The organism is Brevibacillus sp. FSL K6-2834 (assembly GCF_038592925.1).
GTDB classification, from domain to species: domain Bacteria; phylum Bacillota; class Bacilli; order Brevibacillales; family Brevibacillaceae; genus Brevibacillus; species Brevibacillus borstelensis.
Map to the genome: position 1 here is coordinate 2,635,006 of NZ_CP151945.1, position 25,905 is coordinate 2,660,910.

Genomic DNA, 25,905 nt, shown 5'->3' on the forward strand with positions numbered 1-25,905 from the left:
GGAAAAGGAGGAACTATGCGCGAGTTATTGCTTGGATACGGATTGTTTGCGATGTACTACGTCATCGTGGTCAATTCGATCTATCTTGTCATCAACATCTTTTCACACTTGAATATTTCCACGATTATTAAACGTGCTCGCTTTTCGAGGTTTCAATCACTTGCTGGCTCCAAAAGAGTACCGCCGGTCTCGATTTTGGTGCCGGCCTACAACGAAGAGCTGACGATTATCGAGAATGTTCGCTCTCTGTTGGCTTTGCAATATCCGGAGTATGAAGTCATCGTCATCAACGACGGCTCCAAAGATGACACGCTGAACGTCTTGATTCGCGAGTTTGGATTGAAGCGGCAAAGCCATGTATCTGTCCGAAGCGTGGTTCCTTCATCAGCGCCATCCGGTATTTACCACAATCCGCAATACCCGCAGTTGTATGTGATTGACAAAGAAAATGGCGGAAAGGCCGATTCGCTGAATGCAGGGATCAATCTTTCTCATTATCCGCTGATTGCCTCGATCGATGCGGACTCTCTTTTGGAGCGGGACGCTTTGATCAGGCTGGCGCAGGTGTACATGGAAAATCCGGAAGAGACGGTAGCGATCGGAGGGAATGTCCGGATTGCCAACGGCTGCCGGATCGAAGACGGAATGGTCAAGGAAGTGCGTCTTCCAGACAAAATCCTCCCGATGTTCCAAACAATCGAGTACATGAAAGCCTTTCTCGGCGGTCGCATTGGCTGGAGCTCGATTAATGGATTGATCATTGTCTCCGGGGCTTTCGGGCTCTTTCGCAAAGACTGCGTGATTGCTGTCGGGGGCTACCGGGAGGGGTACCCCGGCGAAGATATGAACATCATCATCAAGCTTCACAAATACATGCTGGAAAACAAAAAGAAATATCGCATCGCGTTTTGCCCGGATGCCGTCTGCTGGACGCAGGCTCCCGATAGCCTCCACATATTGGCGAGCCAGCGTAAAAGATGGGGGCGCGGAAATCTGAAAAACATGATTGAGTACCGGCATATGCTGTTTAATCCGAAGTACAAGATCATGGGCCTGTTGACCATGCCTTACAACGTCCTTTTCGAGACGCTGAACCCGTACTTTAAACTGACCGGATTTCTCGCCCTTGTCGGGTACAGCTTATACGATATGACACACGCCCATATCGTTTTGATATTCCTGGCGATCAACCTCTTGTACGGTTATTTGCTGACGATCAGCGGGATTTTGCTGGAGGAGTTTGCTTTTCGCCGATATACAAAGCCAAGCGATCTGATGAAGCTTCTCGGGTACGGGTTCCTGATGTTTTTCGGGTACTACCAGTTGGGGGCCATATGGCGTGTGCTGGGGCACATTGATTTTCTGCGGAACAACAACACCTGGGGCGTCATGACACGCCAAAGCTGGCAGGTAGAGACTCGCCAATCCTGACGTCCGAAGAGAGGAGTGGATCCGATGGAAAAGAAAGACAGACGTTATATGCGGCCACCTGGCATACCGGAAAAACTGGCGTATTTTATCCGGTATTATGAGGCAAGCGATCTGTCCTGCGGGATGATTGCGATTCGATGCCGACACAGTGGAGATTTGGAGTGGAAAGAGTTGCAGCAGTTTCTGGCAACGAAAGAGCCGAAACAAGCGGCGGAGCTGTTTTACGAACAGAGCTCCGGACGCCTCGTCATTTTGCTGGACGATGTGAGTTTGGCTCAAACGCATTACACCGCGCTGGCGATAAAGGAATATTTGCAAAGCAATGAACAATTGGCCGAGGGCATATGCGTAGCTTCCTATCCGGAAAGCGGTGATTCTATGGAAGCCATTTTATGGGAAATGACAGAGCGCTTGTACCAGACGGCTGCCATGCCTTCCGCTATCCAGGTAGTGAAAGGCCATGATCACAAATGGGAACGTCGTCCCCGCCTTCTCTTGGTCGAAAATGACCCTGTGATCCAGCAAATCTTGTCCGTTCGTCTGGCTCGGCACGGCTATGAAATCCATCTCGCCGAAAACGGTATGGAAGGGAAGGAAAAAGTCGAGCAGGTGCAGCCGGACCTGGTAATTACCGAACTGACACTTCCTGTCATGAATGGCTATCAGCTGATTGACTGGCTGCAACAACAGCATGAAACGACGGAACGTTGCAAAATCATGGTATTGACGGACAGACGCCTGGAAGAGGATATGTCCCAGTGTTTTCGCCGAGGGGTTGCGGACTTTTTGACCAAACCGTTTTCCCCTGTCGAACTGGACTGGAGAATCAGGCGTTTGCTCGTTTCCTAGATACAAACAACCGGAGGGATGCCAGATGGATCGATTTACAGCACTTCAACAAAAAATCGAAGCAAAGACAGCGAAGGTAGGAGTCATTGGACTGGGGTATGTGGGACTTCCATTGGCAATTGAGATGGCCCGAAACGGATTTACCGTCTTCGGAATTGATCTGGACCTGAAAAAGATTGAAACCTTGCAGCGAGGGGAGTCCTACATACGCGATGTGCCAAATGATCCTGTCGACCAATTGGTCAAGGAAGGAAAATTCATCCCCACGACCGATTATCGGGTACTGAAGGAGCTGGATGCCATCAGCATCTGCGTTCCCACCCCGCTTAGTGAAAACCAAGATCCGGATACCTCGTACATTTCCCGCGTCGTCGATCAAATCAAGCATCATATCCAAAATGGGCCGTTGATCACGCTGGAGAGCACGACTTATCCGGGCACTACCGAAGAATTGATCCAGTGGGAACTGGAAAGGATGGGCTATCAGGTAGGGAATGACTTTTTCCTTTGCTTCTCGCCGGAGCGTGTAGACCCGGGGAACAGTCGTTTCTCTACCAAGAATACGCCCAAGGTCATTGGCGGGACGACGGAAAGATGCCTCGCACTCGGTGTTCAACTATATGGCAACTTCATTCATCAAATCGTCCCGGTATCATCGACCAAAGTAGCGGAAATGTCCAAGCTGTTGGAAAACACCTTCCGCAGTATCAACATCGCGTTTATAAATGAAATGGCCTTGATGTGCGAGCGAATGGGCATCGATGTATGGGAAGTGATCAAGGCGTCTTCCACCAAGCCGTTCGGATTTATGCCGTTTTACCCCGGACCGGGAATCGGCGGCCACTGCATCCCGCTCGACCCGATGTATTTGTCTTGGAAGGCGAAAGGATACCGCTTCTTTAGCAAATTCATCGATCTTGCCCAGTCGATCAACAACAGCATGCCAGATCATGTGGTCTACAAGACATCCGTGATTCTCAACATGTACGCAAAGTCGATCCGCAACTCAAAGGTATTGCTGCTCGGCATGGCTTATAAGCCTGATATCGACGATTTGCGCGAGTCGCCATCGCTGCAGGTGTATGAGTTGTTCAAAGAAGCCGGGGCACTCGTTGACTACTATGATCCTTATGCCAAGACATTCGTGGATCAGAGCGGGAAAGAGGTGAGGAGTGTAGCATACGACGCGAAAGCGTGGAGAAGCTATGACTGCATGGTCCTGTTGACCAATCACAGTGTCTTTAACTACCGGGAATTGGCGGAGATGGGAGTCGCGATACTGGATACGCGCAATGCGTTTGACGGCATACAAGCTCCGCATCTCTACAAGCTGGGCACTTCCGTAAAAACCATGCAAGCGCCTGAGGCCTCATTAGCGATTTAATAATAGGAAGGTCTTTCGTGACTTTCGGCTAGCAAGCTGAAGGTTGCGGAAGACCTTTTTCGTTGGGAGGCAGCAGGGGCATGAGCGGCACGCACCGTCTGCCTCTCCCTGCACACGGCACGGCGCTGCGTGGCGGTAGTCGGACCACACCTGCTTGGCAGTCGGCCCCGGTACGACAAGATTATACAAATGGTGAAAACGACCGCTCATTTGAAGCGGCTTTTTAAGCAGGGTAATAGATGATCATACTCATCCGTGTCATCGTTTCTCCGGTATTGCGGTAGGAATGCGGTCGATCGGCCTTGAATCGGATCGAATCACCGTTTTTCACCGTATATTCGATGTTGTTTACACATACAGTCACTTCCCCGTCAAAAACCGTTATAAATTCCTCAGTCCCGTCTCCGTGCGAATCCGATTGAAAGGAACCGCCTTTTTCGATTTCAACAGAATAAACTTCAAAGCGTTTATCCTCCTGGAAGGGAAAGTAGGGGTAAACGCGATACTTCCCATCGTCTTCAGATAATGTTTGAACCTCGCTCCGCAAGACCACTTTCGTATCGGGTTGCGGATGATTGATGAGGGAAGTGAAGGAGATCTTCAAGCCATTTGCGATTTTCCAGATCGTTGTAATCGTGGGGCTCGATTCGCCTCTTTCAATTTGACCGATCATTGTTTTGCTGACTCCAGTCAGTTCTCCGACCTTTTCAAGAGTCAGTTTCTTGCTTTCTCGGATGGCTTTTAAGTTTTTGGCAATGATCAGATTGATCTCTTCCATACACACACTCCTTATTTACAATATGACGTCCAATTTGTACAATATAAAGTAAACCGTTATAACGGTCGCTGTCGTCGTTATAACACATTCGGTAAAGGAGGTTCCCAGATGCCTTTCTTTTCATTATTGCTCTACGCTTTTGTTTCCAGCTTTACGCCAGGACCCAATAACATTATGGCAATGGTATTTGCCAATAAGTACGGTTTTAAGAAGACGCTGCGGTTTTGTTTCGGAGTTGGTTCAGGCTTTTTCATCATTATGTTACTGTGCAGTTACTTTGATCTCCTGCTGAAAAGCTTCATTCCGAAAATGGAATGGATCATGACGGTTTTAGGCGCAATCTACATGGTGTATTTGGCTATTAAATTGATTATCAGCAAACAGCATGAAAATGACAATAATGGGGACCAAAACAGCTTCATAACAGGCATGCTCTTGCAATTCGTCAATCCAAAAGCTATCTTGTACGGCATTACGATCGTTTCAACCTTCATTCTCCCGTATCACACTTCGAATCTCAGCTTGATCGGGTATTCCTTTTTTCTGGCGGTCATTGGTTTTATGGGTACGATCAGTTGGAGTGTGTTTGGTTCCGTTTTTCAAAGGTTCTTATCCAAGTACAGGAATCAGTTTCAGGTAGTTATGGCATTGTTATTGGTATTTACCGCTATTTCGATCCTTGTGCATTAAAGAAAAGAAAGAGAATTGATTCCAAAGAAAAAGGGACAGCTCTTCAGCTATCCCAAAAGGTGACTTACAGTTGGCCCACGAACGATGCCTAGCACGCTTGGAAGCTTTTCGATTCTTCCAGGCGGGCAGCTATCCTTCTACTCATCAGAGTAACGTTTGACCCCGAAGAACGGATAGAGCTTATGCATATTCGACAGCTTTTCGTAGCGGACGTCGTCGCCATTGGCATGAACGATCAGATCGTCGCCGAGATAAATGGCTACGTGGGATACGCGGCCTCTTCCCATGGTGTCGTAGAAGACGAGGTCACCAGGTAGAGCATCATCCAGTGAGACTGCCTGTCCGCCTTGAAATTGTTCTTCGGAGGTGCGAGGCAGGGTGATTCCCAGCTCTTTGAATACATAGGAAGTAAATCCGCTGCAGTCAAATCCGCTCGTCGTCGTTCCGCCCAATACGTAAGGGGTGTTCAACAGCGGTTCGAATGCTCGATACAACTCTTTGGTTGAGAATGAGCTTTTCTTGCGCTTTTTCGATTCTTCTTTAGAAGAGGATTCGGAAGAGGAGGACACCTCATCCAAATAATCGGTCGCAACAAATGATTCGTCTTGACCAAACGAAATCTTGGTCCATTCCGCTCCAGGGTCCAGGACATCTACGACCGCGCCCATTGGAAGCTTTCCGATCACTTCTGAATCGAGTGTAGGGGACTTGCGGACATTTACGATGTCACCGGTAATCCGTGCTTTTATCCCGGCCCGAATGCTAGATGACTTCCCTTGGGAAACGATATCGGCAGGAGCTTCGTTTACCGCCGACTCAGCAGCCGCATAAACAGGGGGAGTCGCTGTACCCGGCAAGGAAAGGCTTTGACCGATCGACAGCCGATCAGATGACAACTGATTTACTTGCATCAACTCTTGAACCGTTGTCTGATTCTCCCTGGCGATTTTCATCAGTGTGTCGCCCGCTTGAACCACATACACAGGGGAAGAAGCGTGGGCAGTCACTGGCATGAATGCGCAAACGGAGAGGATGGCGAGTATTCGTGTCGTTTTTTTCATAGAAGATCGTCTCCATTTTCTACATGATTCCGCATTGTGCTACATTAAATTGTAGCGAAAAATGGCTGGTAAATCTATGAAAACTTTTTTTGAAAAATCATAGAAATAGTTCTTGTTTTCTTTTTGAGGACATGCTATATTACAAGAGTCGCCGCTAGAAAGCGCGGTGCCATCGGAAAATGGAGCTGTGGTGAAGTTGGAGTTCACGCCGGTCTGTCACACCGGAGGTCGCGGGTTCGAGTCCCGTCAGCTCCGCCATTTTTACGAAGAAGCAACGAGTCTCTCGCCCGTAAACGGGTTCACCCTTTCAGCATGGACGTGCCGGTGTAGCTCAATTGGTAGAGCACCTGACTTGTAATCAGGGGGTTGTGGGTTCAAGTCCTATCGCCGGCACCACTTTACAACTTAATAGCTTGCGGTCGTGGCGGAATTGGCAGACGCGCTAGATTCAGGTTCTAGTGGTGGCAACACCGTGGAGGTTCAAGTCCTCTCGACCGCATCAACCAAGTAATGAAGAGCTCTTGAATTTGTCCTATGGACGATTCAGGAGCTTTTTGCATATGCGGGACTGATACGGGAACCCGTTTTGCCCTGCTCCTCGCAGAGACTACTAGCAGAGTACGGACCAAGTATGTTATTGCAAATTGGAGTCGAACTGTATATTATGGATATTGCGGGTCTGTAATAGTTATTATATGAAGTAGGGAGGAGGGGAAACATGCAGTTGCAAATAAGCATTGCAATCTCGATGCAGACAAGAAGCGATAAGCTTTTTGCATCTTAATTACGGATATTATAAATCCATAAAGGAGTGTTAATGGTGGGAAAACAACTGCTTGATGTAGCGATTATTGGCGGAGGTCCGGCTGGGTTGAATGCTGCCCTCATGCTTGGGAGAGCGAGAAAAAATGTGGCGGTGATCGATGAAGGCCATCCCCGCAATGCGGTGACTCGCGAGACCCACGGGTTTCTTACCCGTGACGGAATAAGTCCAGGTGAATTTCGGCGAATTGCGAAGGAGGAGATAAGCGCCTATCCGTCCGTGTCTTTCGTGGCGGATACGGCCGTTTCGATCACGGGATCAGATGGACATTTTCAAATTATGACAGAGCAAGGTAAGACCTTTGAAAGCAGAAAGGTGCTGTTTGCCATAGGAATGAAGGATCGGCCGCTGGACATTCCTGGACTAGCGGAAGTTTACGGAAAAAGCGCCTTCGTTTGCCCGTATTGCGATGGCTGGGAATTAAGCGACCAGCCGCTAGTCATCATTAACAAGGGGGCAGAGCTTATGCACTTCGCTCCATTGATTTCCGGATGGACGAATCGTTTTGCCATCTGCACGAACGGCCCCGATGAGCTGACGGATGCACAGCGCGAAGAGCTAAAGCGACATCAAGTCCCCCTATTTGACTCGCCGATTCAATCCATTGACTCCAGCGAAGGAATCGTCCGTCAAGTGGTTCTCGAAGACGGGACAACCATTCCGTGCAGGGGGATCTTTTTTAAACCGGTGCTGGTCGCGGGATCGGAGCTGCCGCGAACGATCGGATGCCGCATCACGGAAGCGGGATCGGTCGTTGTCGACGAGTTCGGGAAAACGAATGTCCCGGGCGTCTATAGCGCCGGAGATGCGGCATCGCGGCTCTATCAGGCGATTGCTGCAGCTTCTATGGGCGCATTTGTCGCTGCGGCCATCAATAATGAACTGAATATGGAGGCTTGGAGGAGAAACGGCTGAAGTTTCTTGCGGCAGATTACGGCAGATTTCGTCAGGTATTCAGGTACGAGGGGAGTTTCCAAAGAAAAAGTTGACGGTAGATATTTTACCTGCGTTAATTGGTCCTTATTTTGCCGGGCTTTTAGCCGAGTTTCTGTCTTGGCGATTCGTTTTTTGGCTGGTGCTTTCTTTCATTGGCTTGTCTGAAGTGCTGACGATTCCCGCATTTCGCAAATTTTCGGTGAGACAAGAAAGCGGCCTCCAACAACGGCCGCAAAGAAGGATATGTGGTGCTCCTGGCCGATGGAACGTGTTTGCTGTTGACTGGACGCGGTTTTATAACCGATTGGAGAGGGATGGCGCTTGCAGCAAGTGGGAGTGCTGATCATGATACAGCCCTTGCGAAAGCTGCTCCCCGAGGGTACTTTCCGTGCAAGGAGAGGCATGCCCGCGACCATTGGCTCAAGTGGGTTGTTTGTCGCTTGCTATCATGCCACTGAAAGTAACGTTGCATTGGGTTTGTTGACAGGAATATTGCTGGCATTGTCTTTGCAATTGCTTTTTGTTCTCTTGTGCTTTGCGATTTCCTTTCACATCAAACAAAGGTGAAGACTAACGAGCCGGAGTCCTCCATATGATCTGGATGGAACAGTCCCCCTGCAAAGCGGCAACGGGGTGCCTTTCCCATTTTCCCAAAGTCCGCTTTACATCTCCATCGTCTGCGAATATAATAATTCTTGTCGCTTGCGGTCGTGGCGGAATTGGCAGACGCGCTAGATTCAGGTTCTAGTGGTGGCAACACCGTGGAGGTTCAAGTCCTCTCGACCGCACCATATGTAAACATAGGGCCCTTCAGATTCTTCTGAAGGGTTTTTTTTGTCTGAATATATTGCTGAGAGGGAAAGGGAAATATACGATAAAATAACAATTGTAGATATCGTAACCGGAGGCTTAAAATAAACCATTTGTCATTGATTATCGATCAGCTGTAGATCTATTGCACAAGACTCAGCTTGGTGGACCCATCCACTGGAAACTACAAATGAATAGAGGGCTACTATGGACGAGATAAAAATAATCCTAAGAGAGCAGTATGGTATCGATTGCAAAAATGTTTCGCCGCAGCAGGGGGGGATGGTCAGCGCTGGCCTACAAAGTGCTTGATGACCGGTGTGCTTATTTCCTGAAGGTTTATGAAAAAAACAGAGCATCTACCTCCAAGTGGACAGCTCTCATTGATACGTACATGCCTGTCACCGTTTGGCTCCAGCAAAATAGCGGCTTGAAGGGGAAAATTCCTGTGCCGCTATTCACAACAAATGGCGATTATAAATACGAAAGTAAAGATGCCATCTATCTTCTTTTTCAATATATTGACGGAGAAACGATTGGCAATCGTGAGTTAAGCAGGGAGCAGGTTTGTCAGCTCGCGGAAATCGTTGCGGAGCTCCATTGGTATGGGGGAGAAATCCCTGTTCAAACAGAAGGACTCCGGGAAGTTTTTGAGGTTCCGTTTTTGCAGGAGCTGAGGAACGCATTGGATCACGATTGGAACAAGCTGTCAACGGATGTTGTGAAAATGATCGAACCAAAGATGGAACGTATCAAGAGCCTGTCCGATAGCATTCGCAGGCTGTCTGCAAGGTTGAAAAACAGTCATCCCAAACTGGCTCTATGCCATACCGATATCCACAATTGGAATTTGATGCTGGCCGAAGAGAAGCTGATTCTGATTGACTGGGAAGGGCTTACAGTGGCTCCCGTAGAAGCCGATCTGATGTTCCTGGTTGATCATCCGCATTTCGACACATTTTTAAGCATCTATCGGAAACGCCATAAAGACTATTCCTTTAACCCCGATGCCCTCCAGTTTTATCAGGAGAAACGGAAATTGGAAGACATGTGGGAATTTGTTCAGCAGCTTTTATTCGATGAGCAGGATGCCGGGGAGAGAGCCGCAACGATCAGCTTGTTGGCGAAAGAGTTAAAAACGCTCGTTTAGATCATATAAGTGCTGCGATAGCCGTTTCGGTGGTAGAAGGAGCAGGAAGGAACTGTGAGGGACTTTGGCAATTTGAGTGCTTTTGTGTTGAGACTGGCCGTTTCCATGGGCTTAAAGCATGCCTATAAACCTGTTTTAAGACTGAAGCACACGATATAGCGCACTGGAATAACGGAAACAGAGCGGCTGCAGCAGGGTGAAAGCAGCCGCTCTGTTCTTTTTTAGCGTGAAAGGACATGCACGGGGCAAAAAAATCAAGAGTCTGCCATGACCGGAAGCTCGATCTCGGCTCGCAGCCCTTTCCCCGTATCGCTCGTCAGGATCAGCCTTCCCTGATGGGCTTTGGCAATCCGCGCGACCATCGGGAGGCCGAGTCCGTGGCCGTTCTGTACAGGGCTCTTTCTCTTGGTCGAGTACGGCAGCTCCAGCAAATCGGCAAGCTCGCTTTGCGGTATTCCTTTTCCGTTATCCGTGACGGTGAAGCGGCACGTTTTTTTGTCGGGGGAACGCATGATTTGCAAAAGAATCTGGCAGCCCTCTCGATTGTGAAGCATGCTATTTTGCAGAAGGTTGGCAATCGCCCGCTGCAGCAGTTTTTCATCACCATTGACCTTGATGTTCTCATCCTCGAAAGCCAGTTGCAGGGAGAATCTCTCACCGACATCATGGTTGTTGAGAAAGTCTGATACGGCCTGCCGGGCAAGCACCGGCAGCCTTACAGCCTTCCAGCTTACCGGCTGCATCTCGTACTCAAGCATGGAGACCAAATGGAGATCGCTGACAAGGGAACGAAGCTTTTCCCCCTGCCGCCGGATAATCGCGGCTTTTTTCCGTTGTTCATCCGGCAAGGTCTCGCTTTCCTCCAGTTGACTGGCATACCCAAGCACCATGGAAAGCGGTGTCCGGATGTCATGAGAGATACCGGCAATCCAGTTGAATCGCGCCTCATCTCTTGCTTTCAGCTTTGCGTTCTTTTCTTGCAGCAGCGCCGAAGTGTGATTGATGCTCTTTGCCAGGCTGCGCAGCAATCCCTTCGGCTCGACATGGGCAGGCTGCTCGTGGGCGAGACCGTGAATGCCGTCGATCAGCGGGGTTATGGATTTAATCAGGAGGGTGCCGATGACAAGCGACAGCAGCAGGGCGAGCGCAATGTTCCCGAAGATCATGCCGACCAGCCGGAGGGGAACGCTGCTGATCCAGTCAAGCGGAAAACTGAATTGGTATTTTGCCACGCTGTCCTTTGGATACCCGACAACGACAAGGCCATCGGGATGCTCCCAGATGAAAACGGGATAATCCATAACGTAATGCCGGGAGAGCTTTGCCACATCCGTTAGCGAATAGGCACGGGGCAATTCATCCGGCAGCTTAAAGCCCCATGCCACCTGTCCCTGCTTGTCGATGAGCATGGCCCAAGCATTGTGCTGCACAAGCAATTTTTCCGCCCTTTCAGCGAGCGCATAGCTGCCGCTGCTTCCATGAAGTCCCTCTGAAGCCCCGCGTACGACATCCTCAGGCGTTTTTCCAACGTTCATTCCATTAAAAAACCATGTCCCGAGCACTACGTAATTCAGGATGAGCAGAAACACCGAAATAAGGATGGTTGAGATTACGAAACGCCGCAAAATATGAATGGCCCCGTTCATGCCCGATCCTCGCTTGCCATCAGCTTGTAGCCCAGCCCTCTTACAGTCAGCAGGTGTTCAGGGGAGGAGGGATCCGACTCGATTTTTTCCCGGATGCGCCGGATGTGAACCATGAGGGTATTTTCGTATCCAAAGCTGTCGTCACCCCATACCGCGTTGCACAAAGCGTCGCTTGTGACGATGCGCCCGCGGTTTTCATACAGCTTTTTCAGCAGGGCATGCTCCTTGGCGGTCAACGGCTGTTCTCCGCTCGCGCTGCGTACCACGCCCCCTTCCAAATCGACAGTAAAGCTCCCCAGCGCAAAAACAGGCAGCCGCTCCTGCTTTGGCGGAGCGTACACGCGCCGCAATATGGCTCCCAGGCGCAGCATAAGCTCGCGAGGCAAAAACGGCTTGACAATGTAATCGTCGGCGCCGAGGCCAAGCCCGAGGATCCGGTCTTCATCCTTGTTTCTGGCCGAAAGAAAGAGCACAGGTATGTCTGAAATTCTGCGCAGGGAAGAAAACAGGGAAAAGCCGTCCCCATCCGGCAGCATGACATCCAAAATGGCAATGTCCGGCTTGTCCGACAGGCAGACCTCGATCGCCTCGCTGCAGCTTGCCGCATGGAATATCCGAAAAAAGCCTTCCTTTCGCAAAAAACTGTCGATCATCTCGCGTATTTCATGCTCATCATCCACGATGAGCACTTTCTTTTGCTTGATCTGGTCCATTCGTCATCACCTGTTTACAAATATACAGCAAAATTCCGGCGATTTCGCGATAACTCGAAGTGTTTCCCGTGATTTAAGGTCGCTGTAAGGTTGCCGTCAGTATCCAGAAAGATGCCGCTGTTATGCTCATATTGCGATACCAAAATCAGCAGCAAACAGAGTGGAGTGAAAAAGATGAATGCAATCGTCTCAACGCATAATCTTTCCAAACGATATGGAGACGCTTATCGGGTGAACGAGGTGAATCTCGAGGTGCATGAAGGGGAGGTGTACGGCTTTTTGGGGCCCAACGGAGCAGGAAAGTCGACAACGCTCAAAATGCTCTTGGGGCTGGTCAAGCCATCAAGCGGAAAGGTGGTTGTTTTTGGAAAGGAATTTGACAAAAACCGGCTGTCCATTTTGCGCCAGACCGGTTCGCTCATCGAGTCTCCTTCGTACTACGGACATTTGACCGGTCTGGAGAACATGCGGATCATGCAGCGCCTGCACGATGTCCCGGACAAAAATGTATGCGAGGCACTCAAAATTGTGCGGCTGGAAAACCACAAGGACAAAAAGGCTGGACTGTATTCCCTTGGAATGAAGCAGAGGCTTGGCATTGCAATGGCTTTGATCGCTTTTCCGAAGCTCCTGATCCTTGACGAACCGACGAATGGACTTGACCCTGCGGGTATTGGTGAAATTCGCGAGCTGATCAAATCATTGCCGCAGCGCTACGGCATCACCGTATTGCTTTCCAGCCATTTGCTGTCAGAAACTGAACAAATTGCTACTTCAGTCGGCATCATCAGCGATGGGAAACTGCTGTTTCAGGGCAGCATGGAAGCTTTGCAAAGCAAGAGCCAGCCTCGTATTGCGATAAAAACGGTGGATAACGAAACGGCGCATGTCCTGCTCTACAGGCAAGGCTTCCATTCAGTTATCGAGGATGATGCCTTGATAGTGAAAGAAATGAATGACGAGCAGACCGCTTTCGCAAACCGAATGCTTGTCCAGGGGGGCATCGATGTGATTCGGATTGAAGAGCGAAGGAAAAGCTTGGAGCGCATCTTTCTTGAGCTTACAGGAAAGGAGAAAAGCCTTTGATGAAAGCAGTTCTACTGGAGTTCTATAAGCTGCGCCGCAAGCGGGTATTTCTCATGATCGTACTGTTTCTGTTGGTAGAAATAAGCTGGGCCTTCCTGTCTGTCAGCATGGCCATGTCCCGGAATCCGGATAAAGCGGGATGGGAGGGGATAGTTGTCACGATTGCCTCCATGAATGGGCTGTTTCTTCCGATCCTTTCGGCAGTGGTTGTGTCTCGCATCTCCGATATGGAGCATACAGGAAACACGTGGAAGCTGCTAATGGCGGCATCGCTTCCACGCAGCAGGATTTATGCCGCAAAATATGCTTGTGCCTGCCTGCTGATGTTGTTGGCCATGATCCTGCTCAGCATAGCGATTGCAACATTTGGATTGGCAAACGGCTTTGCGCAGCCGCTGCCGCTTTCTTTGCTGCTCCGATTTGTGTCAGGCACCATGCTGGCAAATATGGCAGTCATCGCCTTGCAGCAATGGATTTCATCTGCTGTCAAAAATCAAGCCTTTGGACTCGGTTTGGGGATGGTTGGCGGCTTTATCGGGATGACGGCCGATCTTTTTCCGGAAGCGGTCCGGCGCATCTTTGTCTGGTCTTATTATACGGGGCTGTCTTGTGTCACGTACAAATACGAGAACGGAACGATGGAGTTTGTCACCCGCAGCGTCGAGCCGGCTTTGCCTCTCGCTGTGGTTTTGATGGGAGGAGCCGTTTATCTCATCGGGAGTATCCATATGTCCCGCAAGGAAGAATAAGGGGGGGAACCATGTTGATAAAAAGTTTGGCTGCCGAATGGTTGAAAATGCGCAAGTCGTACATTTGGAGCATTCTGGCGGCACTGCCTGCTGTCAGCATCTTGATTGGCACCGCCAATTATTACGCAAACAAAAGCGTGCTCACCAATGGATGGTACAGCCTATGGACACAAGTAAGCCTGTTTTACGGGGAGTTTTTCCTTCCCGTTCTCATTGCCATCTGCTGTGCATATCTATGCCGTCTCGAGCATTTCAACAAAAACTGGTACCAGGTGATGACGGCCCCGGTTTCCCGGTCTGCGATTTTCATTTCGAAACTGGCTATTGCCGGGATAATGATGCTCATTGTCCAGGCATTTTTCCTGCTGCTGTATTTTTGCGCAGGGAAGGCGCTGGGATTGGCATCGCCATTTCCAATAGAAACCGTTGGCTGGATGAGCCGCGGCTTGTATGCATCTATCGCGATCAGTGCGGTACAGCTTGCTCTATCGATACGCATCCGCAGCTTCGCAGTCCCAATCGGCATCAGCATTTGTGCAGCGTTTATCGGTCTGGGGATGTATGTGATGAAACTCGGCATGTTTTACCCGTATTCTCTCTTGACGATCGGGATGGGCGCATTGAGCCAAGAAAGTTTGACAATCGCGGAGAACGGTCTGTTTTTGGCGATGAACAGCTTGTTCATTGTCATTGTCTCGGCTATTGCGATCAGGTATCTTTCAAAAAGAGATGTTGTCGCATGATATTTGTCGCATGATATATAGAAGAAAGACAAAAAATACTTACAAAAGATTATTAACTTACATTCTCTGAAGCTCTGCGCTACAATAAGGGTACCGTACATATGGAAGGAGCTTTTAAAATGATCATCGAAATTTTCCAGGACACGGTTTGTCCGTGGTGCCGGATCGGTAAAAAGAATGTATTTGACGCTATCAAACAGTGGGAAGGAGAACCGATCACCATCCGCTACCGGGCTTATCAGCTCAACCCGGACACGCCCAAGGAAGGCGTTCCCTTCTGGGAGTACATGGGGGCGATGAAAGGCGGAATCGAAGGGGCTAAACAAATGGTGCAGCATGCCGCCAATGCGGGTGAAGCAGCAGGGATCCCTTTTCAGTTTGATCAGGTTTCCGTTTGGCCCAATACGCTTGCTTCCCATCAGTTGATCAAGCTGGCTCCTCCAGAATTGCAGACCGAAATGGTAGACGCTATATACCGGGCTTATTTCGAAAATGGGCAGGATATCGGTCAATTGGATACGCTCGTAAATATAGCGGGTCTTCTCGGCATGGACGAGATCGAAACGCGCCTGCTCATCGAAAAGGGCGAGAAACTGGATGAAATACGCGAAGACCTCGAGTATGCGAAGCAACTGCAAATTACCGGTGTGCCCTTTTTCGTGGTTGATGGGAAATTGGCTCTATCTGGAGCGCATCCGGTCGAGAACTTTCTCAAAGCCTTCCGCCAGGTGTCGGAAACCCCATAGCATAGCGATTGCCGCCCGTTGTGAGGGCGGTTTTTTCATGCCTCCCCATGAATCCGCTCTCCAAGATTTACAGATTGAGTCTTGACAATAACCTTGCTAAAGTGGTAGAGGAACCGGTGAATCGTTGACCAAAGCCGGCTTTCTCAATTTATCGAAGAAAAGCGGGGGAGAGTTAGTGAAGAATCGATCTCGTTCCTGTCTATTCGCTCTACTGGCAGGGCTTGTGATGACTGTAATCCATGTTCCGGCGGCAAGCGCAGCGGGCACTCCTGATCCATCTGCACCGGGTCAATCGGTAACGAGTGGAGCAACTGCCGCCGTGCCCGGTTTTGACCGCGAGAAGCTGATCGAACGTCTTGGAGTAGATGAGGAAGATGTCGTGGGACTGTACTACACCTCTATGGCTGGCAGCTCTGAGAGTCGCATTCATAACATCAAAAAAGCGATGAGAAAAATCAACGGGGAAAAGATAAAGCCCGGAGAAGAGTTTTCCTATAATAAGGAAGTAGGCAACTCCAACCTGGCCGAAGATGGCTGGAAGGAAGCGCATGTCATCCAAAACGGCCAGTTGACCGAAGGATACGGCGGAGGAATCTGTCAAGTCTCCTCGACGCTGTTCAATGCAGTGATGGAAGCGCAGCTGTCGATTGTAGAACGGCACTCTCACAGCAAGACCGTCGGCTATGTACCCGTCGGACAGGATGCTACCGTCGCATATGGACTTCTTGACTTCAGATTTTCCAATCCATACGACTACACCTTGAAGATCAAGGCCAAGACTTACGATGATACAGAGGTGGTAATTGCCATCTTAAAGAAGTAAAACGGTACCAGCATAAACACATAACTGACAGGGATGGCTATGGCGTGTAGACAGATGATAGGTCTGTTACACGTCTTTTTTTTTGCCTTTCAAGCAGAAGTGGAATTCCACCCTCTATGATAAAAGAAAGGCGGCTTGCTCGTTTTGGACTCCTTCCGAGCGAACATACTGTTTGGTAAGGAGGGATTTGCATGTACGTTGTCGTTCGAGAGGAAACAGAGGGAGTTCTTGTGCACGTAATGGGAGAAAAGCTTGCTCTTGGAAAAGATGGCGCCTTTCTTTTGCCCGGGCGCCTGATCCATGCACTGAAACCGGAAGACCTGCCGGAGGGGGTCTCCTTTTCTCTCGAAGATACGCTTCCATGCGGGGCAGGGTTTTATCAGGAAGATCATGTAGTGTTTCGCCGGGAAGAAAAGTCACTTGCGTTTCAAGTCGATGTCACCTCCAGCTATGATCCCGAAACGTGGGACGGATTGTTTCCGCTTGGAGACACCCTGCGTGCGCGATATCACGTGCTGAAAACCATTCGGGATATCGATATAAGTGCAGTCTGCCTGGATGAGAAGGCCTTTCTTCTTTCTTACCGTCTGCACTGGCAGGCACTGGAGGAGGAAGATCTGGACAGCATGCTGTTGGCCGTTTGCGTAGCGATCGGGACGCTGGAGAACAGAGGCAACGAGCGCTTATGGTACGGCGGAAGAGATGAGAACGGCGGCAATGATTTCTGTCCGTGAAAAACAAACAGTGATATAGTAAAAGAGGGAAAATTGGGCAAGAGGGAGAGAAGAAGTTATGCAAACGATCCGGAATATTTACTGTGTAGGACGCAACTACAAGCTTCATGCGGCAGAGCTGGGAAACGAGGTCCCAACGGCCCCGATGCTTTTCGGCAAGCCGACTCATGCCCTGGTTGAGGCGAATGGACAAGAGATCGAGCTTCCGGGGAATCGCGGTGAACTGCATTACGAAGCCGAGCTCGTGATCCATATTGCCAGACCTTTTGCCGAAGGGGCGAAGCTGGAGGACATCGTCGACAAAATGGCATTGGGCATAGATTTTACACTGCGCGATGTTCAGAGCGAGCTGAAGAAAAAGGGATATCCCTGGATGCTGGCAAAAGGCTTTCCGAATTCTGCTGTCGTCACTGCTTTTCGGCCGTTCCCAGGTTTGCAAGCGTGCCTGGAAACGGATTTCACACTCGTCAAGAACGGCGAACAGGCACAGCGGGGGAATATCGGCGATGTCATCTTCGATTTGATGACCATTATCCGCTATACAAATGAACACTTCGGCTTGGACCAGGGAGATATTATTTATACAGGCACTCCTGCCGGTGTCGCAGCTACGAAAAACGGCGATCATTTTAGCTTCCTGTGGGGATCGGAAAACTGGGGAGAATTTACTGCAAGACTCGTCTAACTCCGCATAATGAAAGCCATCTTCTGACACTATCAGGCAGAAGATGGCTTTTTTGCGCTTGGCCTCGCGTATTTTTTGCTATCTAGGCCCAGGGAACTAAAAGGCATTCATGGCAATGTTTGAGACTCTTTTTTCGTGTAGGGCCAAGTTACCAAAAAACGCATTGGTAAATTTTACGGTCTTATCCTCCCGTTTCCTCCTGCGGTAACCTGTGCTTGTACCCGATTGAGGGATCACAACATGACAAGGAGGAAAAGAGAGTGACGAAAAGAGATTGGGTGATGAAATCGACTATCGCCGTCATGCTGAGTACGTCCCTGTTAATGGGTGGTCAAGTTGGACAAGCGGCCGCTTATTCGCAAGATTCCGGGAAGTCTGAACAAATCGTGAGCTTGACCAAATCGCTGCTGGGCAAAGATTACAAATTTGGTGCCGAAGGGCCGAACAGCTTCGGTTCAGCGGGATTGGCCACGTATGTATACGGCAAAGCAGGAATCAAAATTGATGATACGATCTCTGAATTGTATCGCGGCGGGACCAAAGTAAGCCGGACAAGCGTTAAAGCCGGGGATCTCGTATTCTTCTCCTCCAATGGGAAAGGCAATCCTTCCTTCATGGGGATTTATGTGGGGAACGATCAATTTATCTACTCTTCGCAGAGCCAAGATGAAGTAGTGGTGAAAAAATACTCCGCATATGAAAAGAAATTCTTGGGCGCCAGACGGTATGTAAAAGAAGAGTCTGCTTCAAAGCCAAGTACGCCCGACAATGGCTCGGAAGCTACCGCTATTGCCAACCAGGTAATTAAAAACGGTGAGAAATACATGGGTACACCGTACAAATTCGGCTCTAGCAAAAACACGACCAAAACGTTTGACTGCTCGTCGTTTACCCAACGTGTGTTTAAAGAAGCGGGAATTACGCTGCCACGCGATTCTCGCCAGCAATCCACAGTAGGGAAAAGCGTATCTTTGAAAAACGTGAAAAAAGGCGATCTGATTTTCATGAAAGCATCCGTCAACACATCGTCTGACCGGATCACGCATGTCGCCATTTATGCAGGGAACGGAAAAATTTTGCATACGTACGGTAAGCCTGGGGTTACATACTCGAAGTTCGATGGTACGAACTGGGAACGCCGTGTGGTAAAAGTAAAGCGCGTCATTCCTGAATAAAAAATCCGCGTATCCGCAAAGATACAGGCTCTCATGCTTTATGCGTGGGAGTCTTTTTTTCTTCGCTTTTGCAGACTTTCTCTCCATGTTGTTTCTATATTAACTAGGACGAAAGCGGAGTGCTTTTGTTACAATAGATAGGTTGACAAATGATGGAAGGTTTTTGTTTGCAAGAACAGGAGGTGTGTATTAGCGATGAAGATTCGTTACATGCTGGTTCTGGCGATTGTCGCTTTGTCTACTTATTTAGCAGTAGGGACAGGCAGTCAAAAGGAGAACGTAAACGAGATGATAGCCAAACCGGAGGTCCGGTATCTGGCCCCGGATTTTCAAGGGATGTCCTTGCATGGAGAAGAGATGTCGCTTGCAGAGCAGAGGGGCAAACCTGTTTTTCTGAATTTCTGGGCCAGCTGGTGCCCGCCTTGCCAAGCAGAGATGCCCGATTTGACTTCCTTGCATAAAACGTATGGGGATCAAGTTTCCTTTATAGGGATCAACACGACCTACAATGATTCGGAGGAGGCGGCACGGGATTTTGTTAAGCTATACCAGGTAGACTATCCCATCGTCACAGATCCCAAGGGAGAAATCAGCAAAGAGTACCAGATCATCGCCATGCCTACGAGTTTTGTCCTAGATGCGGACGGCAGGATTGTGTACAAAAAAATGGGTCCGGTGACGATCGAAGAATTTGAACGGGTTGTACAACCCCTGCTGAAGAAAGGAAATCCGTAATGCTGGAACCGGGGGCAATGCTGTCAATCGGTCCGTTGCACTTTTCAGCCAGCGTCCTGTCTGTCGTCCTAGCACTCCTTCTCTATGGATTTTGGATCAAACGAGTCGAAGAGAAGCTGGAAGGGGTTCAGTCGTTTTTGCAGGCAGGCAGCAACGCATTATTGGCTGGGCTTCTTTTGTACAAGCTGTGGCCAGTGCTGGAAGCCGGAAAAGCGGTGTGGCTGCAGCCCTCCCGATGGCTGCTGTACAGTGGCGGAGCGTACGGTCTGGAAGCTGCCGCAGTCGGCGGGTTGCTGGTTTTCGCTCTGCAAGCCTTTCGAGGAAAATGGCCATTAGAGAGAACGATCGAATGGACACTCAGTGCTTTTGCCTTTCTGGCTGCGGTGTATTCGATTGTTGTCAAGCAGTACGGGATGGAGACCGAAGGCTGGGGATGGGTACTGAAGGGAAGCTACTACCTCCCTGTTAATGCCCTGCATGCAGGAGTCATGGTGCTCCTGATTGCCATGCTAACCTTTTCGCGTTCGCGAGCGCATTTTGTCCGCAGAGAACGGATCGGTCTGCTGCTGATGGGCATAGGGTTGTGGGCTATCCTATACGTTGCGCTCACCCCAAGCGAAAGCATACAGACAGGCTGGCGGTCATATCGTGAGGAAATGGGGCTTGCGTCTGTTTATGCAGGCGCCTGGATCCTGCTCAGACGCAGGAGCTAGGAATCCAAAATTTCTGAAAAAGGAAAAATTGAAAATTTGGAGAATCTTCCTATTATACCTGATGAAAATGGGGGAATGTACATGCAGCTACAGATGCCGGAGCGCTACAATTTTGCCGCACAGGTAGACCAATGGGCCGATCGTGATCCCGAAAGACGGGCTGTCTGGGAATTAAGTGACGATGGGACAGAAAGAATTCTCACGTACCAAGAACTGCGCCGCTATTCCAATCGCGTTGCCAATGGTCTTCAATCATTGGGGATTGAAGCAGGAGATAAAGTGCTCGTGCTGGTTCCGAGAGGGATCGAAGCTTATGCCATTTACTTGGGTCTGATGAAGCTGGGAGCAGTCGTCATGCCAGGATCAGAGATGCTTCGCAGCAAAGATATTGAGTACCGTGCGATTCATGCCGAAGCAAAGGCGATTATCAGTTTCGATGCCGTCCTGTCCGAAGTAGACATGATCCGTCAAAACTGTCCGTCGCTTTCGCACTTTGTCACAATTGGTCAGAGCTGCGAGGGCTGGATCGCCTTGCAGGAGCTGTTGGCTGAACAATCTGACGAATTTTCCTGTGCGGATACTCGTTCGGATGATCTGGCCTTTCTCTCTTACACATCCGGTACGACCGGCGGACCGAAGGGAGTCATGCATGTTCACGGTTGGCCTTTTGCACATCTGGCTGTAGCAGCCAAGCTTTGGCTGGACGTACGGGAAGGCGATCTCGTCTGGGCAACAGCGGGACCTGGTTGGGCAAAGTGGGTGTGGAGCCCCTTTGTGGCAACACTGGGAATGGGAGCGACAGCGTTCGTTTACAAGGGACGTTTTGATCCCGAGGTGTATCTGGCCCACCTCCAAGCGTACCCGATCACGGTACTGTGTGCGACCCCGACGGAGTACCGCCTGATGGCCAAAGTATCGGGCCTGGAGAACTACTCCCTGCAAGCGCTTCGCAGTGCGTGTTCCGCTGGCGAGCCGCTGAACCGGGAAGTGATCGATACGTTCCGCCGTGTGTTCGGCCTCACCGTGCGAGATGGATACGGACAGACGGAAAATACGCTTTTGGTCGGAACATTCGTAGGCATGGAGCCAAAGCCGGGTTCGATGGGCAGACCATCTCCTGTCGTCCGTGTCGCAATTATCGACGAAGAGGGCAACGAGCTGCCGCAGGGCGAGGTAGGCGACATCGCGATTGACCGTGAGATGATTGCGCTGTTCCGCGGCTACCTGAACGATCCGGAGCGTACGGCCAGGGCCTTCCGCGGCAACTGGTATGTTACCGGCGACCAAGGGCGGATGGATGAAGAGGGATACATCTGGTTTGAGGGACGTGCAGACGATATTATCATTTCCGGCGGCTACACGATCGGTCCATTTGAGGTGGAGGATGCGCTGGTCAAGCACGCGGCAGTCGCGGAATGTGCGGCCGTAGCCAGCCCTGATCCTGAGCGCGGACAAGTGGTCAAAGCCTTTGTCGTCCTGAAAAAAGGAATCGAGCCTTCCGATGACTTGGTGAAAGAGCTTCAGGATCATGTGAAAAAAATGACCGCTCCCTACAAATACCCGCGAAAAATAGAATTTGTCACCGACCTGCCGAAGACAACCTCAGGAAAGATCCGACGGGTGGAGCTGCGGCTTAAGGAAAGACAAAAAGAGCAACACCGCTCATAAATTCGATCAAACCCGGCTGCATGAAGCCGGGGCTTTTTTTGTTTAGTGACACCGTCCGTTGAAACATTACGGAAATGTAAGGAATGTGTAAGTGGATTCGATGGGAAGAACCCCTCTTCATTCGTATGATAAGGATAGATACGATAGAAGGGGTGATTCCAGATGAACCATGTTACCCTCACGACCAACGAGATCAATCCGCTTCCACGCGTTGAAACTAAGCGAATTCGCCCAGTGGGCAATTGGAAAAAATGGATAGCGGTTCTGTCGCTATGCATTATTTGCTTGACTTACCTGGTCCCGTCCCTCATGACGACTGCAGGCAGCGCCTGGATCGATGACAGCCGATTGCAAGCTTTGAAAGACAGCTCGTCCGGGTACATTCCGATAGAAGAAATGCCGGAACATCTGTGGAAGGCATTCGTCGCCATCGAGGATCATCGGTTTATGCAGCACGGCGGGGTAGACCCGGCTGCATTGGCCCGGGCTGTATGGATTGATCTCCAGGAGGGGGCCTATGTCCAAGGCGGGAGCACTATTACCATGCAACTGGCCCGCAACCTGTTTTTGACCCAGGATAAAACGATGTGGCGCAAAATGAAAGAGATGGCGATCGCGATGGAGCTGGAGCGCCGTTACACAAAGCAAGAGATTTTGGAGATGTATTTGAATGTCATCTACTTTGGACACGGCCAGTACGGAATCGGAAATGCGGCACAGTTTTACTTTGGGAAAGGAAATTCGCAAGCGATCGATACGTTGACGGTCGGCGAATCCGCCATACTCGCATCGCTGCCGAAAGCGCCCGAGGCTTACTCGCCTGTCAAGCACAGCGAAAAGGCGATGGCAAGACAGCATCTGGTGCTGGAGAGAATGACAGAGTTGAAGATTCTGTCACAGCAGGAAAAGGAAAAAGCCCTCGCGGAAAAGATTCAGGTGAGGCAGCCTTAAAAAAGCCAGAGTACTCTAAAAGACGTCAAAAGGCGAGTCTGTCGGCTTGCGACATTCTAATTGATAGGAATCACATGCAGCCGATCGGTTTTTTAAAGAGCCGATCGGCTTTTTTGCAAACTGGTCCGATCCTTCATTATTGACTGGTCATTACGTCGTTCGATTGACTGCTTTGCTCAGAGCGTCCTCCAGCACATGGGCGTACTGCATGGTCGTCTCGATCTTGGAATGACCCAGTTGAGCTTGAAGCTGGTGGGCGTCAGGATTGAGCCGCAAAAATTGGGTCGCAAAGCTGTGGCGCAGCTTATGGACAGACAGATCGGGAATGCCAAATGCCTGCGCATATTTTTTCACCAGCTTCTGCACAGTACGGACCTCAATCCGATGTCCATGGGGCTTGGCAGGAGAGACAGCCAAAAAAAGGGCTTGTTCCTTCTCGTCCGGTTTATAGGTATGGCGTACTGCCAGATACCGCTGCAAATACGCTTTTCCCCAGTCACTGAAGAAAGGGGCATCCTCTTTTTTTCCTTTTCGCACCATCTTTAATTGGTTTTTCTCCAGTACGACGTCAGACAAATCCAGATTGACGATTTCTGAGACGCGGAAGCCGCCGGAGAGTATCAATGCGATCAAGGCCGTATCCCGATCACGGTTTTGGCGGTAGTACTGCAGTTTTTTTGTGGTGTCGCAGTGGGCTTGGTACCCGTTCTGGACGAAATCGACAAACTGGTGAATCTCATCGTCAATCAGGATTTTTGCACGGATGGCATGGGCGCGCGCAAGCGGTGTCGCTTCGACAAAGTCCAATTCGATTTTGGCCATGACATTGCGGGAAAGGTAAGACTCTCCATTCTCGTCCTCCGCGAGTGCGGACAGATACGTAAACAGGGACTTGAGACTCGAGATTTTACGGTGGATGGTCCGGTCGCTGTATTCACGCTTGGCGCTGCGCGTCGGCTTCTGCAAAAGGCCAGCCCGCTCAAACAAATGCGATTCCTGCAGATAGAGCATATAGCTTTCCACGGTTTCCTTCTTTAAATCGTTCAAGGTCTCCAAGGGGATGTCTTTCATTTCTTTGGCAGTCGTCAAGCCTTCAGCCATCAACCAGCGAAAGAAAAAGGAAAAATCCCGCAGGTATCCAACCAAGGTGGACGGAGAACTTTTCTTGCTCTTTTTATGCTCGACGAATTTTTCCACGTACCAGGGGAACTCGGGAATTAGCTGCAGCAATTGTATGGAATCTCGTTTTTTTATGACAGACATCAAACCGTCCTCCCTTTATGTCGCAATGAATAAAACAGGATCGTTCCCGAACATACATTCTATCAAAAAAGCAGGTTGATGGGAATTTTTGTTCCTATTTCGAGCAGGAGCATAAAGAAATGACGAATAGATGCTGCTGTGAGATAGTAACGGAATCAAGAAGTTGGTTGATTGTAAAAAAAGAGAGGAGTAGATGAACGACGAGTGGAAGCGGCTGATGGAAGAAGAGCAAAACGATTTGCGGATGCCGAGACAGATGGCAGGGAGGAAAGAGACCGGACGAGACGCGTACGGGTTTCCGAAATTGTATCTGAAGGAGGGATGACGGAAGGAGTGGCGAGGACTTGAGCACGGTTAAAAAGCGACTCGTGAACCCTTGAATTTAAGGACGGCAGAGAGAAGATAAACGGCACAGGTGAGCGCAAACCACTCCACATTGGATGCGACCCAGAGGTAAACGCTTAACGGCAGGGACCAAACAAAAGCAATCAGGATCAGCGGCGCCGGCACAAATGATGTGATCAAGGCAAAACAAGCGGGCAGCAAAATCAATAGAAAGAGCAAGAAATCAAGGCCTCTGAAGGCATCGCCAAAGATGAACTGGCAAGAAATTGCCAAAGCTGTCGCTGACCCGGCTATTCCGGTCAAAAGCCCGCCGGCAAACCACCAGTTGTTCAACATGTGAATCTACTCCTTCGGAAATAGGAATCCGCTTTACGCTTTGATTGATGTCAACATATGGCGATTATTGCAATGTTGAATGATAAAACGGATAAAAGCTTGCGTTTCTTTCGCTCGACGCCAACGGGAGACAAGGCCGATTTTCCTCTTTTCCCCTTGTCTGATCTGGAGTGCATCCGTCAGTATGGAATGCCAATGGGCAGGCAGAGTGTGAAGGGCGTATTGGGTTGCCTGCACTTTTGAACCGATTTCTTTGCACTCCAATGTATACAAAATCCTGCTGAGCGTACATACCGCATCCGCCAGCAATTCATCGACAAGATAAAGGGCTGCGTACTCTGCGCGTTTGTTCCAGTAAACGTTCAAATTAATGTTCATCGCATCCACGACGTTATCCCAGCCGATGGACAGTTCAAGCTCGGCAGGTTCAGGGCCGTAAACGGGGATGCCATGATGCTTGACGGTCCACCAGGTTACAGCGTTTATATCCCAATAGCCCTGCCGGACTTTTCCGTCGGCGACGTAAATATATGAAGGGATTTGCTGGTTGGTTTTGCCCAGATGCTCTGCCGACAAGTACATGCCGTCCATCCTTTTCGCCAGCGGATTGGTTCTTTGCAGTCTTTTATGGATGTTTTGTATGCTTGTGAGATCCTCACGCGTCGGTTCATTTTGAAAAACCGTCAGAAAATCAATATCGCTTTTTCCGGAAGCAAAGGCTCCCAAGGCAATGGAGCCATAGACATATATTCCGGACAGGTGATCTGAAAATGCAGACTGGGCCTGCTCTTTATAGCTTTCCATTAGCAGTTGGACCTCATCTGGAACACTCACCGACTGCATGTGCAGATCACCGACTTGCTGCTTATTGTTTTAAACGTA

27 protein-coding genes and 4 tRNA genes are annotated in these 25,905 nt (G+C 49.8%); 24 read left to right on the forward strand and 7 right to left on the reverse strand.

Features of this window, described 5'->3' with window-relative positions; all coding sequences use genetic code 11:
• Window positions 1-15: 15 nt before the first annotated feature.
• The 4 genes from NST96_RS13045 to NST96_RS13060 all read left to right on the forward strand — a co-directional run bounded on the left by NST96_RS13045 (window position 16) and on the right by NST96_RS13060 (window position 3,891).
• Complete coding sequence (locus NST96_RS13045; protein ID WP_024985047.1) at window positions 16-1,431, forward strand: glycosyltransferase; 1,416 nt, start codon at window positions 16-18, stop codon at window positions 1,429-1,431.
• A 24-nt stretch (window positions 1,432-1,455) separates the two neighbouring features.
• The gene (locus NST96_RS13050) at window positions 1,456-2,280 is read left to right on the forward strand and encodes a response regulator (protein WP_003386957.1); all 825 of its coding nucleotides are present in this window, start codon (window positions 1,456-1,458) and stop codon (window positions 2,278-2,280) included.
• Window positions 2,281-2,305: 25 nt separating this feature from the next.
• Window positions 2,306-3,664, forward strand: a complete 1,359-nt coding sequence (locus NST96_RS13055; protein WP_003386956.1) for a nucleotide sugar dehydrogenase — start codon at window positions 2,306-2,308, stop codon at window positions 3,662-3,664.
• Between the two features lie 80 nt (window positions 3,665-3,744).
• On the forward strand, window positions 3,745-3,891 hold the full coding sequence (locus NST96_RS13060) for a hypothetical protein (RefSeq protein WP_311067549.1): 147 nt from the start codon (window positions 3,745-3,747) through the stop codon (window positions 3,889-3,891).
• Here the strand turns inward: NST96_RS13060 and NST96_RS13065 are convergent.
• Window positions 3,888-4,442, reverse strand: coding sequence for an XRE family transcriptional regulator (locus tag NST96_RS13065; protein ID WP_003386954.1), 555 nt, complete (start codon window positions 4,440-4,442; stop codon window positions 3,888-3,890). The two genes, NST96_RS13060 and NST96_RS13065, sit on opposite strands and share 4 nt — an antisense overlap.
• Window positions 4,443-4,550: 108 nt before the next feature.
• On the opposite strand from NST96_RS13065, the gene NST96_RS13070 reads away from it, so the two are divergent.
• Window positions 4,551-5,132 (forward strand): LysE family transporter, encoded by a 582-nt coding sequence (locus NST96_RS13070; protein ID WP_003386953.1) that lies wholly within the window; start codon window positions 4,551-4,553, stop codon window positions 5,130-5,132.
• A gap of 137 nt (window positions 5,133-5,269) precedes the next feature.
• Here the strand turns inward: NST96_RS13070 and NST96_RS13075 are convergent, their stop codons facing one another.
• On the reverse strand, window positions 5,270-6,193 hold the full coding sequence (locus tag NST96_RS13075; RefSeq protein ID WP_003386952.1) for a C40 family peptidase: 924 nt from the start codon (window positions 6,191-6,193) through the stop codon (window positions 5,270-5,272).
• A gap of 181 nt (window positions 6,194-6,374) precedes the next feature.
• Between NST96_RS13075 and NST96_RS13080 the strand changes: the two genes are divergently transcribed.
• The 6 genes from NST96_RS13080 to NST96_RS13105 all read left to right on the forward strand — a co-directional run bounded on the left by NST96_RS13080 (window position 6,375) and on the right by NST96_RS13105 (window position 9,912).
• Window positions 6,375-6,451: transfer RNA gene (locus NST96_RS13080), tRNA-Asp, on the forward strand.
• Between the two features lie 62 nt (window positions 6,452-6,513).
• Window positions 6,514-6,589: transfer RNA gene (locus NST96_RS13085), tRNA-Thr, on the forward strand.
• Window positions 6,590-6,608: 19 nt separating this feature from the next.
• Window positions 6,609-6,692 (forward strand) — tRNA-Leu (locus NST96_RS13090).
• A gap of 321 nt (window positions 6,693-7,013) precedes the next feature.
• Window positions 7,014-7,931: an NAD(P)/FAD-dependent oxidoreductase gene (locus NST96_RS13095; protein WP_039071136.1), complete on the forward strand. Its 918-nt coding sequence runs from the start codon at window positions 7,014-7,016 to the stop codon at window positions 7,929-7,931.
• Window positions 7,932-8,656: 725 nt separating this feature from the next.
• Window positions 8,657-8,743: transfer RNA gene (locus tag NST96_RS13100), tRNA-Leu, on the forward strand.
• A 260-nt stretch (window positions 8,744-9,003) separates the two neighbouring features.
• On the forward strand, window positions 9,004-9,912 hold the full coding sequence (locus tag NST96_RS13105) for an aminoglycoside phosphotransferase family protein (RefSeq protein WP_327985840.1): 909 nt from the start codon (window positions 9,004-9,006) through the stop codon (window positions 9,910-9,912).
• Between the two features lie 254 nt (window positions 9,913-10,166).
• Here the strand turns inward: NST96_RS13105 and NST96_RS13110 are convergent, their stop codons facing one another.
• Both NST96_RS13110 and NST96_RS13115 read right to left on the reverse strand, forming a co-directional pair.
• A complete protein-coding gene (locus NST96_RS13110; protein ID WP_039071134.1) occupies window positions 10,167-11,558 on the reverse strand; it encodes a HAMP domain-containing sensor histidine kinase in 1,392 nt (463 codons plus the stop codon).
• Window positions 11,555-12,271 carry a response regulator transcription factor gene (locus NST96_RS13115; protein WP_003386945.1) on the reverse strand — a complete coding sequence of 239 codons (717 nt, stop codon included), beginning with the start codon at window positions 12,269-12,271 and terminating at the stop codon, window positions 11,555-11,557. Before NST96_RS13115 ends, NST96_RS13110 begins: the two co-directional genes overlap by 4 nt.
• Before the next feature lie 174 nt (window positions 12,272-12,445).
• Here NST96_RS13115 and NST96_RS13120 point away from each other — a divergent pair, with 174 nt between their 5' ends.
• The 12 genes from NST96_RS13120 to NST96_RS13175 all read left to right on the forward strand — a co-directional run bounded on the left by NST96_RS13120 (window position 12,446) and on the right by NST96_RS13175 (window position 23,079).
• The gene (locus NST96_RS13120) at window positions 12,446-13,357 is read left to right on the forward strand and encodes an ABC transporter ATP-binding protein (protein WP_342406496.1); all 912 of its coding nucleotides are present in this window, start codon (window positions 12,446-12,448) and stop codon (window positions 13,355-13,357) included.
• Window positions 13,357-14,106 (forward strand): ABC transporter permease, encoded by a 750-nt coding sequence (locus tag NST96_RS13125; protein WP_003386943.1) that lies wholly within the window; start codon window positions 13,357-13,359, stop codon window positions 14,104-14,106. Before NST96_RS13120 ends, NST96_RS13125 begins: the two co-directional genes overlap by 1 nt.
• 14 nt (window positions 14,107-14,120) lie before the next feature.
• On the forward strand, window positions 14,121-14,849 hold the full coding sequence (locus NST96_RS13130; protein WP_024985056.1) for an ABC transporter permease: 729 nt from the start codon (window positions 14,121-14,123) through the stop codon (window positions 14,847-14,849).
• A gap of 119 nt (window positions 14,850-14,968) precedes the next feature.
• Window positions 14,969-15,595, forward strand: a complete 627-nt coding sequence (locus tag NST96_RS13135; RefSeq protein WP_024985057.1) for a DsbA family oxidoreductase — start codon at window positions 14,969-14,971, stop codon at window positions 15,593-15,595.
• 226 nt (window positions 15,596-15,821) lie between these two features.
• Window positions 15,822-16,418, forward strand: a complete 597-nt coding sequence (locus NST96_RS13140; protein ID WP_024985058.1) for a VanW family protein — start codon at window positions 15,822-15,824, stop codon at window positions 16,416-16,418.
• Window positions 16,419-16,609: 191 nt separating this feature from the next.
• Window positions 16,610-17,152, forward strand: coding sequence for a hypothetical protein (locus NST96_RS13145; RefSeq protein ID WP_003386939.1), 543 nt, complete (start codon window positions 16,610-16,612; stop codon window positions 17,150-17,152).
• Window positions 17,153-17,210: 58 nt separating this feature from the next.
• Entirely contained in the window at window positions 17,211-17,837 is a 627-nt protein-coding gene (locus NST96_RS13150) for a fumarylacetoacetate hydrolase family protein (RefSeq protein ID WP_003386938.1), read from the forward strand.
• Window positions 17,838-18,097: 260 nt separating this feature from the next.
• Window positions 18,098-19,012, forward strand: coding sequence for a C40 family peptidase (locus NST96_RS13155; protein WP_003386936.1), 915 nt, complete (start codon window positions 18,098-18,100; stop codon window positions 19,010-19,012).
• Between the two features lie 195 nt (window positions 19,013-19,207).
• Window positions 19,208-19,747, forward strand: coding sequence for a TlpA disulfide reductase family protein (locus NST96_RS13160; protein ID WP_003386935.1), 540 nt, complete (start codon window positions 19,208-19,210; stop codon window positions 19,745-19,747).
• Window positions 19,747-20,460: a hypothetical protein gene (locus NST96_RS13165; protein ID WP_342406497.1), complete on the forward strand. Its 714-nt coding sequence runs from the start codon at window positions 19,747-19,749 to the stop codon at window positions 20,458-20,460. The genes NST96_RS13160 and NST96_RS13165 overlap by 1 nt, the downstream gene beginning before the upstream one ends.
• An 81-nt stretch (window positions 20,461-20,541) precedes the next feature.
• The gene (locus NST96_RS13170) at window positions 20,542-22,128 is read left to right on the forward strand and encodes an acyl--CoA ligase (protein ID WP_342406498.1); all 1,587 of its coding nucleotides are present in this window, start codon (window positions 20,542-20,544) and stop codon (window positions 22,126-22,128) included.
• Between the two features lie 162 nt (window positions 22,129-22,290).
• Window positions 22,291-23,079, forward strand: coding sequence for a transglycosylase domain-containing protein (locus NST96_RS13175; RefSeq protein WP_003386932.1), 789 nt, complete (start codon window positions 22,291-22,293; stop codon window positions 23,077-23,079).
• Window positions 23,080-23,229: 150 nt separating this feature from the next.
• Here the strand turns inward: NST96_RS13175 and xerS are convergent, their stop codons facing one another.
• Window positions 23,230-24,342: a tyrosine recombinase XerS gene (gene xerS / locus NST96_RS13180; protein ID WP_003386931.1), complete on the reverse strand. Its 1,113-nt coding sequence runs from the start codon at window positions 24,340-24,342 to the stop codon at window positions 23,230-23,232.
• A 193-nt stretch (window positions 24,343-24,535) separates the two neighbouring features.
• On the opposite strand from xerS, the gene NST96_RS13185 reads away from it, so the two are divergent.
• The gene (locus tag NST96_RS13185) at window positions 24,536-24,667 is read left to right on the forward strand and encodes a hypothetical protein (protein ID WP_340701278.1); all 132 of its coding nucleotides are present in this window, start codon (window positions 24,536-24,538) and stop codon (window positions 24,665-24,667) included.
• A gap of 29 nt (window positions 24,668-24,696) precedes the next feature.
• Here the strand turns inward: NST96_RS13185 and NST96_RS13190 are convergent, their stop codons facing one another.
• Together NST96_RS13190 and NST96_RS13195 are read right to left on the reverse strand one after the other, a co-directional pair.
• Window positions 24,697-25,023, reverse strand: coding sequence for a hypothetical protein (locus tag NST96_RS13190; RefSeq protein WP_342406499.1), 327 nt, complete (start codon window positions 25,021-25,023; stop codon window positions 24,697-24,699).
• 33 nt (window positions 25,024-25,056) lie between these two features.
• Window positions 25,057-25,827, reverse strand: coding sequence for an aminoglycoside adenylyltransferase domain-containing protein (locus tag NST96_RS13195; RefSeq protein WP_051925611.1), 771 nt, complete (start codon window positions 25,825-25,827; stop codon window positions 25,057-25,059).
• Window positions 25,828-25,905: the final 78 nt, after the last annotated feature.

Coding starts and splice junctions, on each gene's coding strand:
- NST96_RS13125 (WP_003386943.1), top strand. CDS start 13,357: ATGAAAGCAGTTCTACTGGAGTTCTATAAGCTGCGCCGCAAGCGGGTA.
- NST96_RS13195 (WP_051925611.1), bottom strand. CDS start 25,827: ATGGAAAGCTATAAAGAGCAGGCCCAGTCTGCATTTTCAGATCACCTG.
- NST96_RS13175 (WP_003386932.1), top strand. CDS start 22,291: ATGAACCATGTTACCCTCACGACCAACGAGATCAATCCGCTTCCACGC.
- NST96_RS13135 (WP_024985057.1), top strand. CDS start 14,969: ATGATCATCGAAATTTTCCAGGACACGGTTTGTCCGTGGTGCCGGATC.
- NST96_RS13150 (WP_003386938.1), top strand. CDS start 17,211: ATGCAAACGATCCGGAATATTTACTGTGTAGGACGCAACTACAAGCTT.
- xerS (WP_003386931.1), bottom strand. CDS start 24,342: ATGTCTGTCATAAAAAAACGAGATTCCATACAATTGCTGCAGCTAATT.
- NST96_RS13110 (WP_039071134.1), bottom strand. CDS start 11,558: ATGAACGGGGCCATTCATATTTTGCGGCGTTTCGTAATCTCAACCATC.
- NST96_RS13050 (WP_003386957.1), top strand. CDS start 1,456: ATGGAAAAGAAAGACAGACGTTATATGCGGCCACCTGGCATACCGGAA.
- NST96_RS13145 (WP_003386939.1), top strand. CDS start 16,610: ATGTACGTTGTCGTTCGAGAGGAAACAGAGGGAGTTCTTGTGCACGTA.
- NST96_RS13160 (WP_003386935.1), top strand. CDS start 19,208: ATGAAGATTCGTTACATGCTGGTTCTGGCGATTGTCGCTTTGTCTACT.
- NST96_RS13165 (WP_342406497.1), top strand. CDS start 19,747: ATGCTGGAACCGGGGGCAATGCTGTCAATCGGTCCGTTGCACTTTTCA.
- NST96_RS13185 (WP_340701278.1), top strand. CDS start 24,536: ATGAACGACGAGTGGAAGCGGCTGATGGAAGAAGAGCAAAACGATTTG.
- NST96_RS13115 (WP_003386945.1), bottom strand. CDS start 12,271: ATGGACCAGATCAAGCAAAAGAAAGTGCTCATCGTGGATGATGAGCAT.
- NST96_RS13140 (WP_024985058.1), top strand. CDS start 15,822: ATGACTGTAATCCATGTTCCGGCGGCAAGCGCAGCGGGCACTCCTGAT.
- NST96_RS13065 (WP_003386954.1), bottom strand. CDS start 4,442: ATGGAAGAGATCAATCTGATCATTGCCAAAAACTTAAAAGCCATCCGA.
- NST96_RS13060 (WP_311067549.1), top strand. CDS start 3,745: ATGAGCGGCACGCACCGTCTGCCTCTCCCTGCACACGGCACGGCGCTG.
- NST96_RS13190 (WP_342406499.1), bottom strand. CDS start 25,023: ATGTTGAACAACTGGTGGTTTGCCGGCGGGCTTTTGACCGGAATAGCC.
- NST96_RS13170 (WP_342406498.1), top strand. CDS start 20,542: ATGCAGCTACAGATGCCGGAGCGCTACAATTTTGCCGCACAGGTAGAC.
- NST96_RS13045 (WP_024985047.1), top strand. CDS start 16: ATGCGCGAGTTATTGCTTGGATACGGATTGTTTGCGATGTACTACGTC.
- NST96_RS13120 (WP_342406496.1), top strand. CDS start 12,446: ATGAATGCAATCGTCTCAACGCATAATCTTTCCAAACGATATGGAGAC.
- NST96_RS13055 (WP_003386956.1), top strand. CDS start 2,306: ATGGATCGATTTACAGCACTTCAACAAAAAATCGAAGCAAAGACAGCG.
- NST96_RS13075 (WP_003386952.1), bottom strand. CDS start 6,193: ATGAAAAAAACGACACGAATACTCGCCATCCTCTCCGTTTGCGCATTC.
- NST96_RS13105 (WP_327985840.1), top strand. CDS start 9,004: ATGGTATCGATTGCAAAAATGTTTCGCCGCAGCAGGGGGGGATGGTCA.
- NST96_RS13070 (WP_003386953.1), top strand. CDS start 4,551: ATGCCTTTCTTTTCATTATTGCTCTACGCTTTTGTTTCCAGCTTTACG.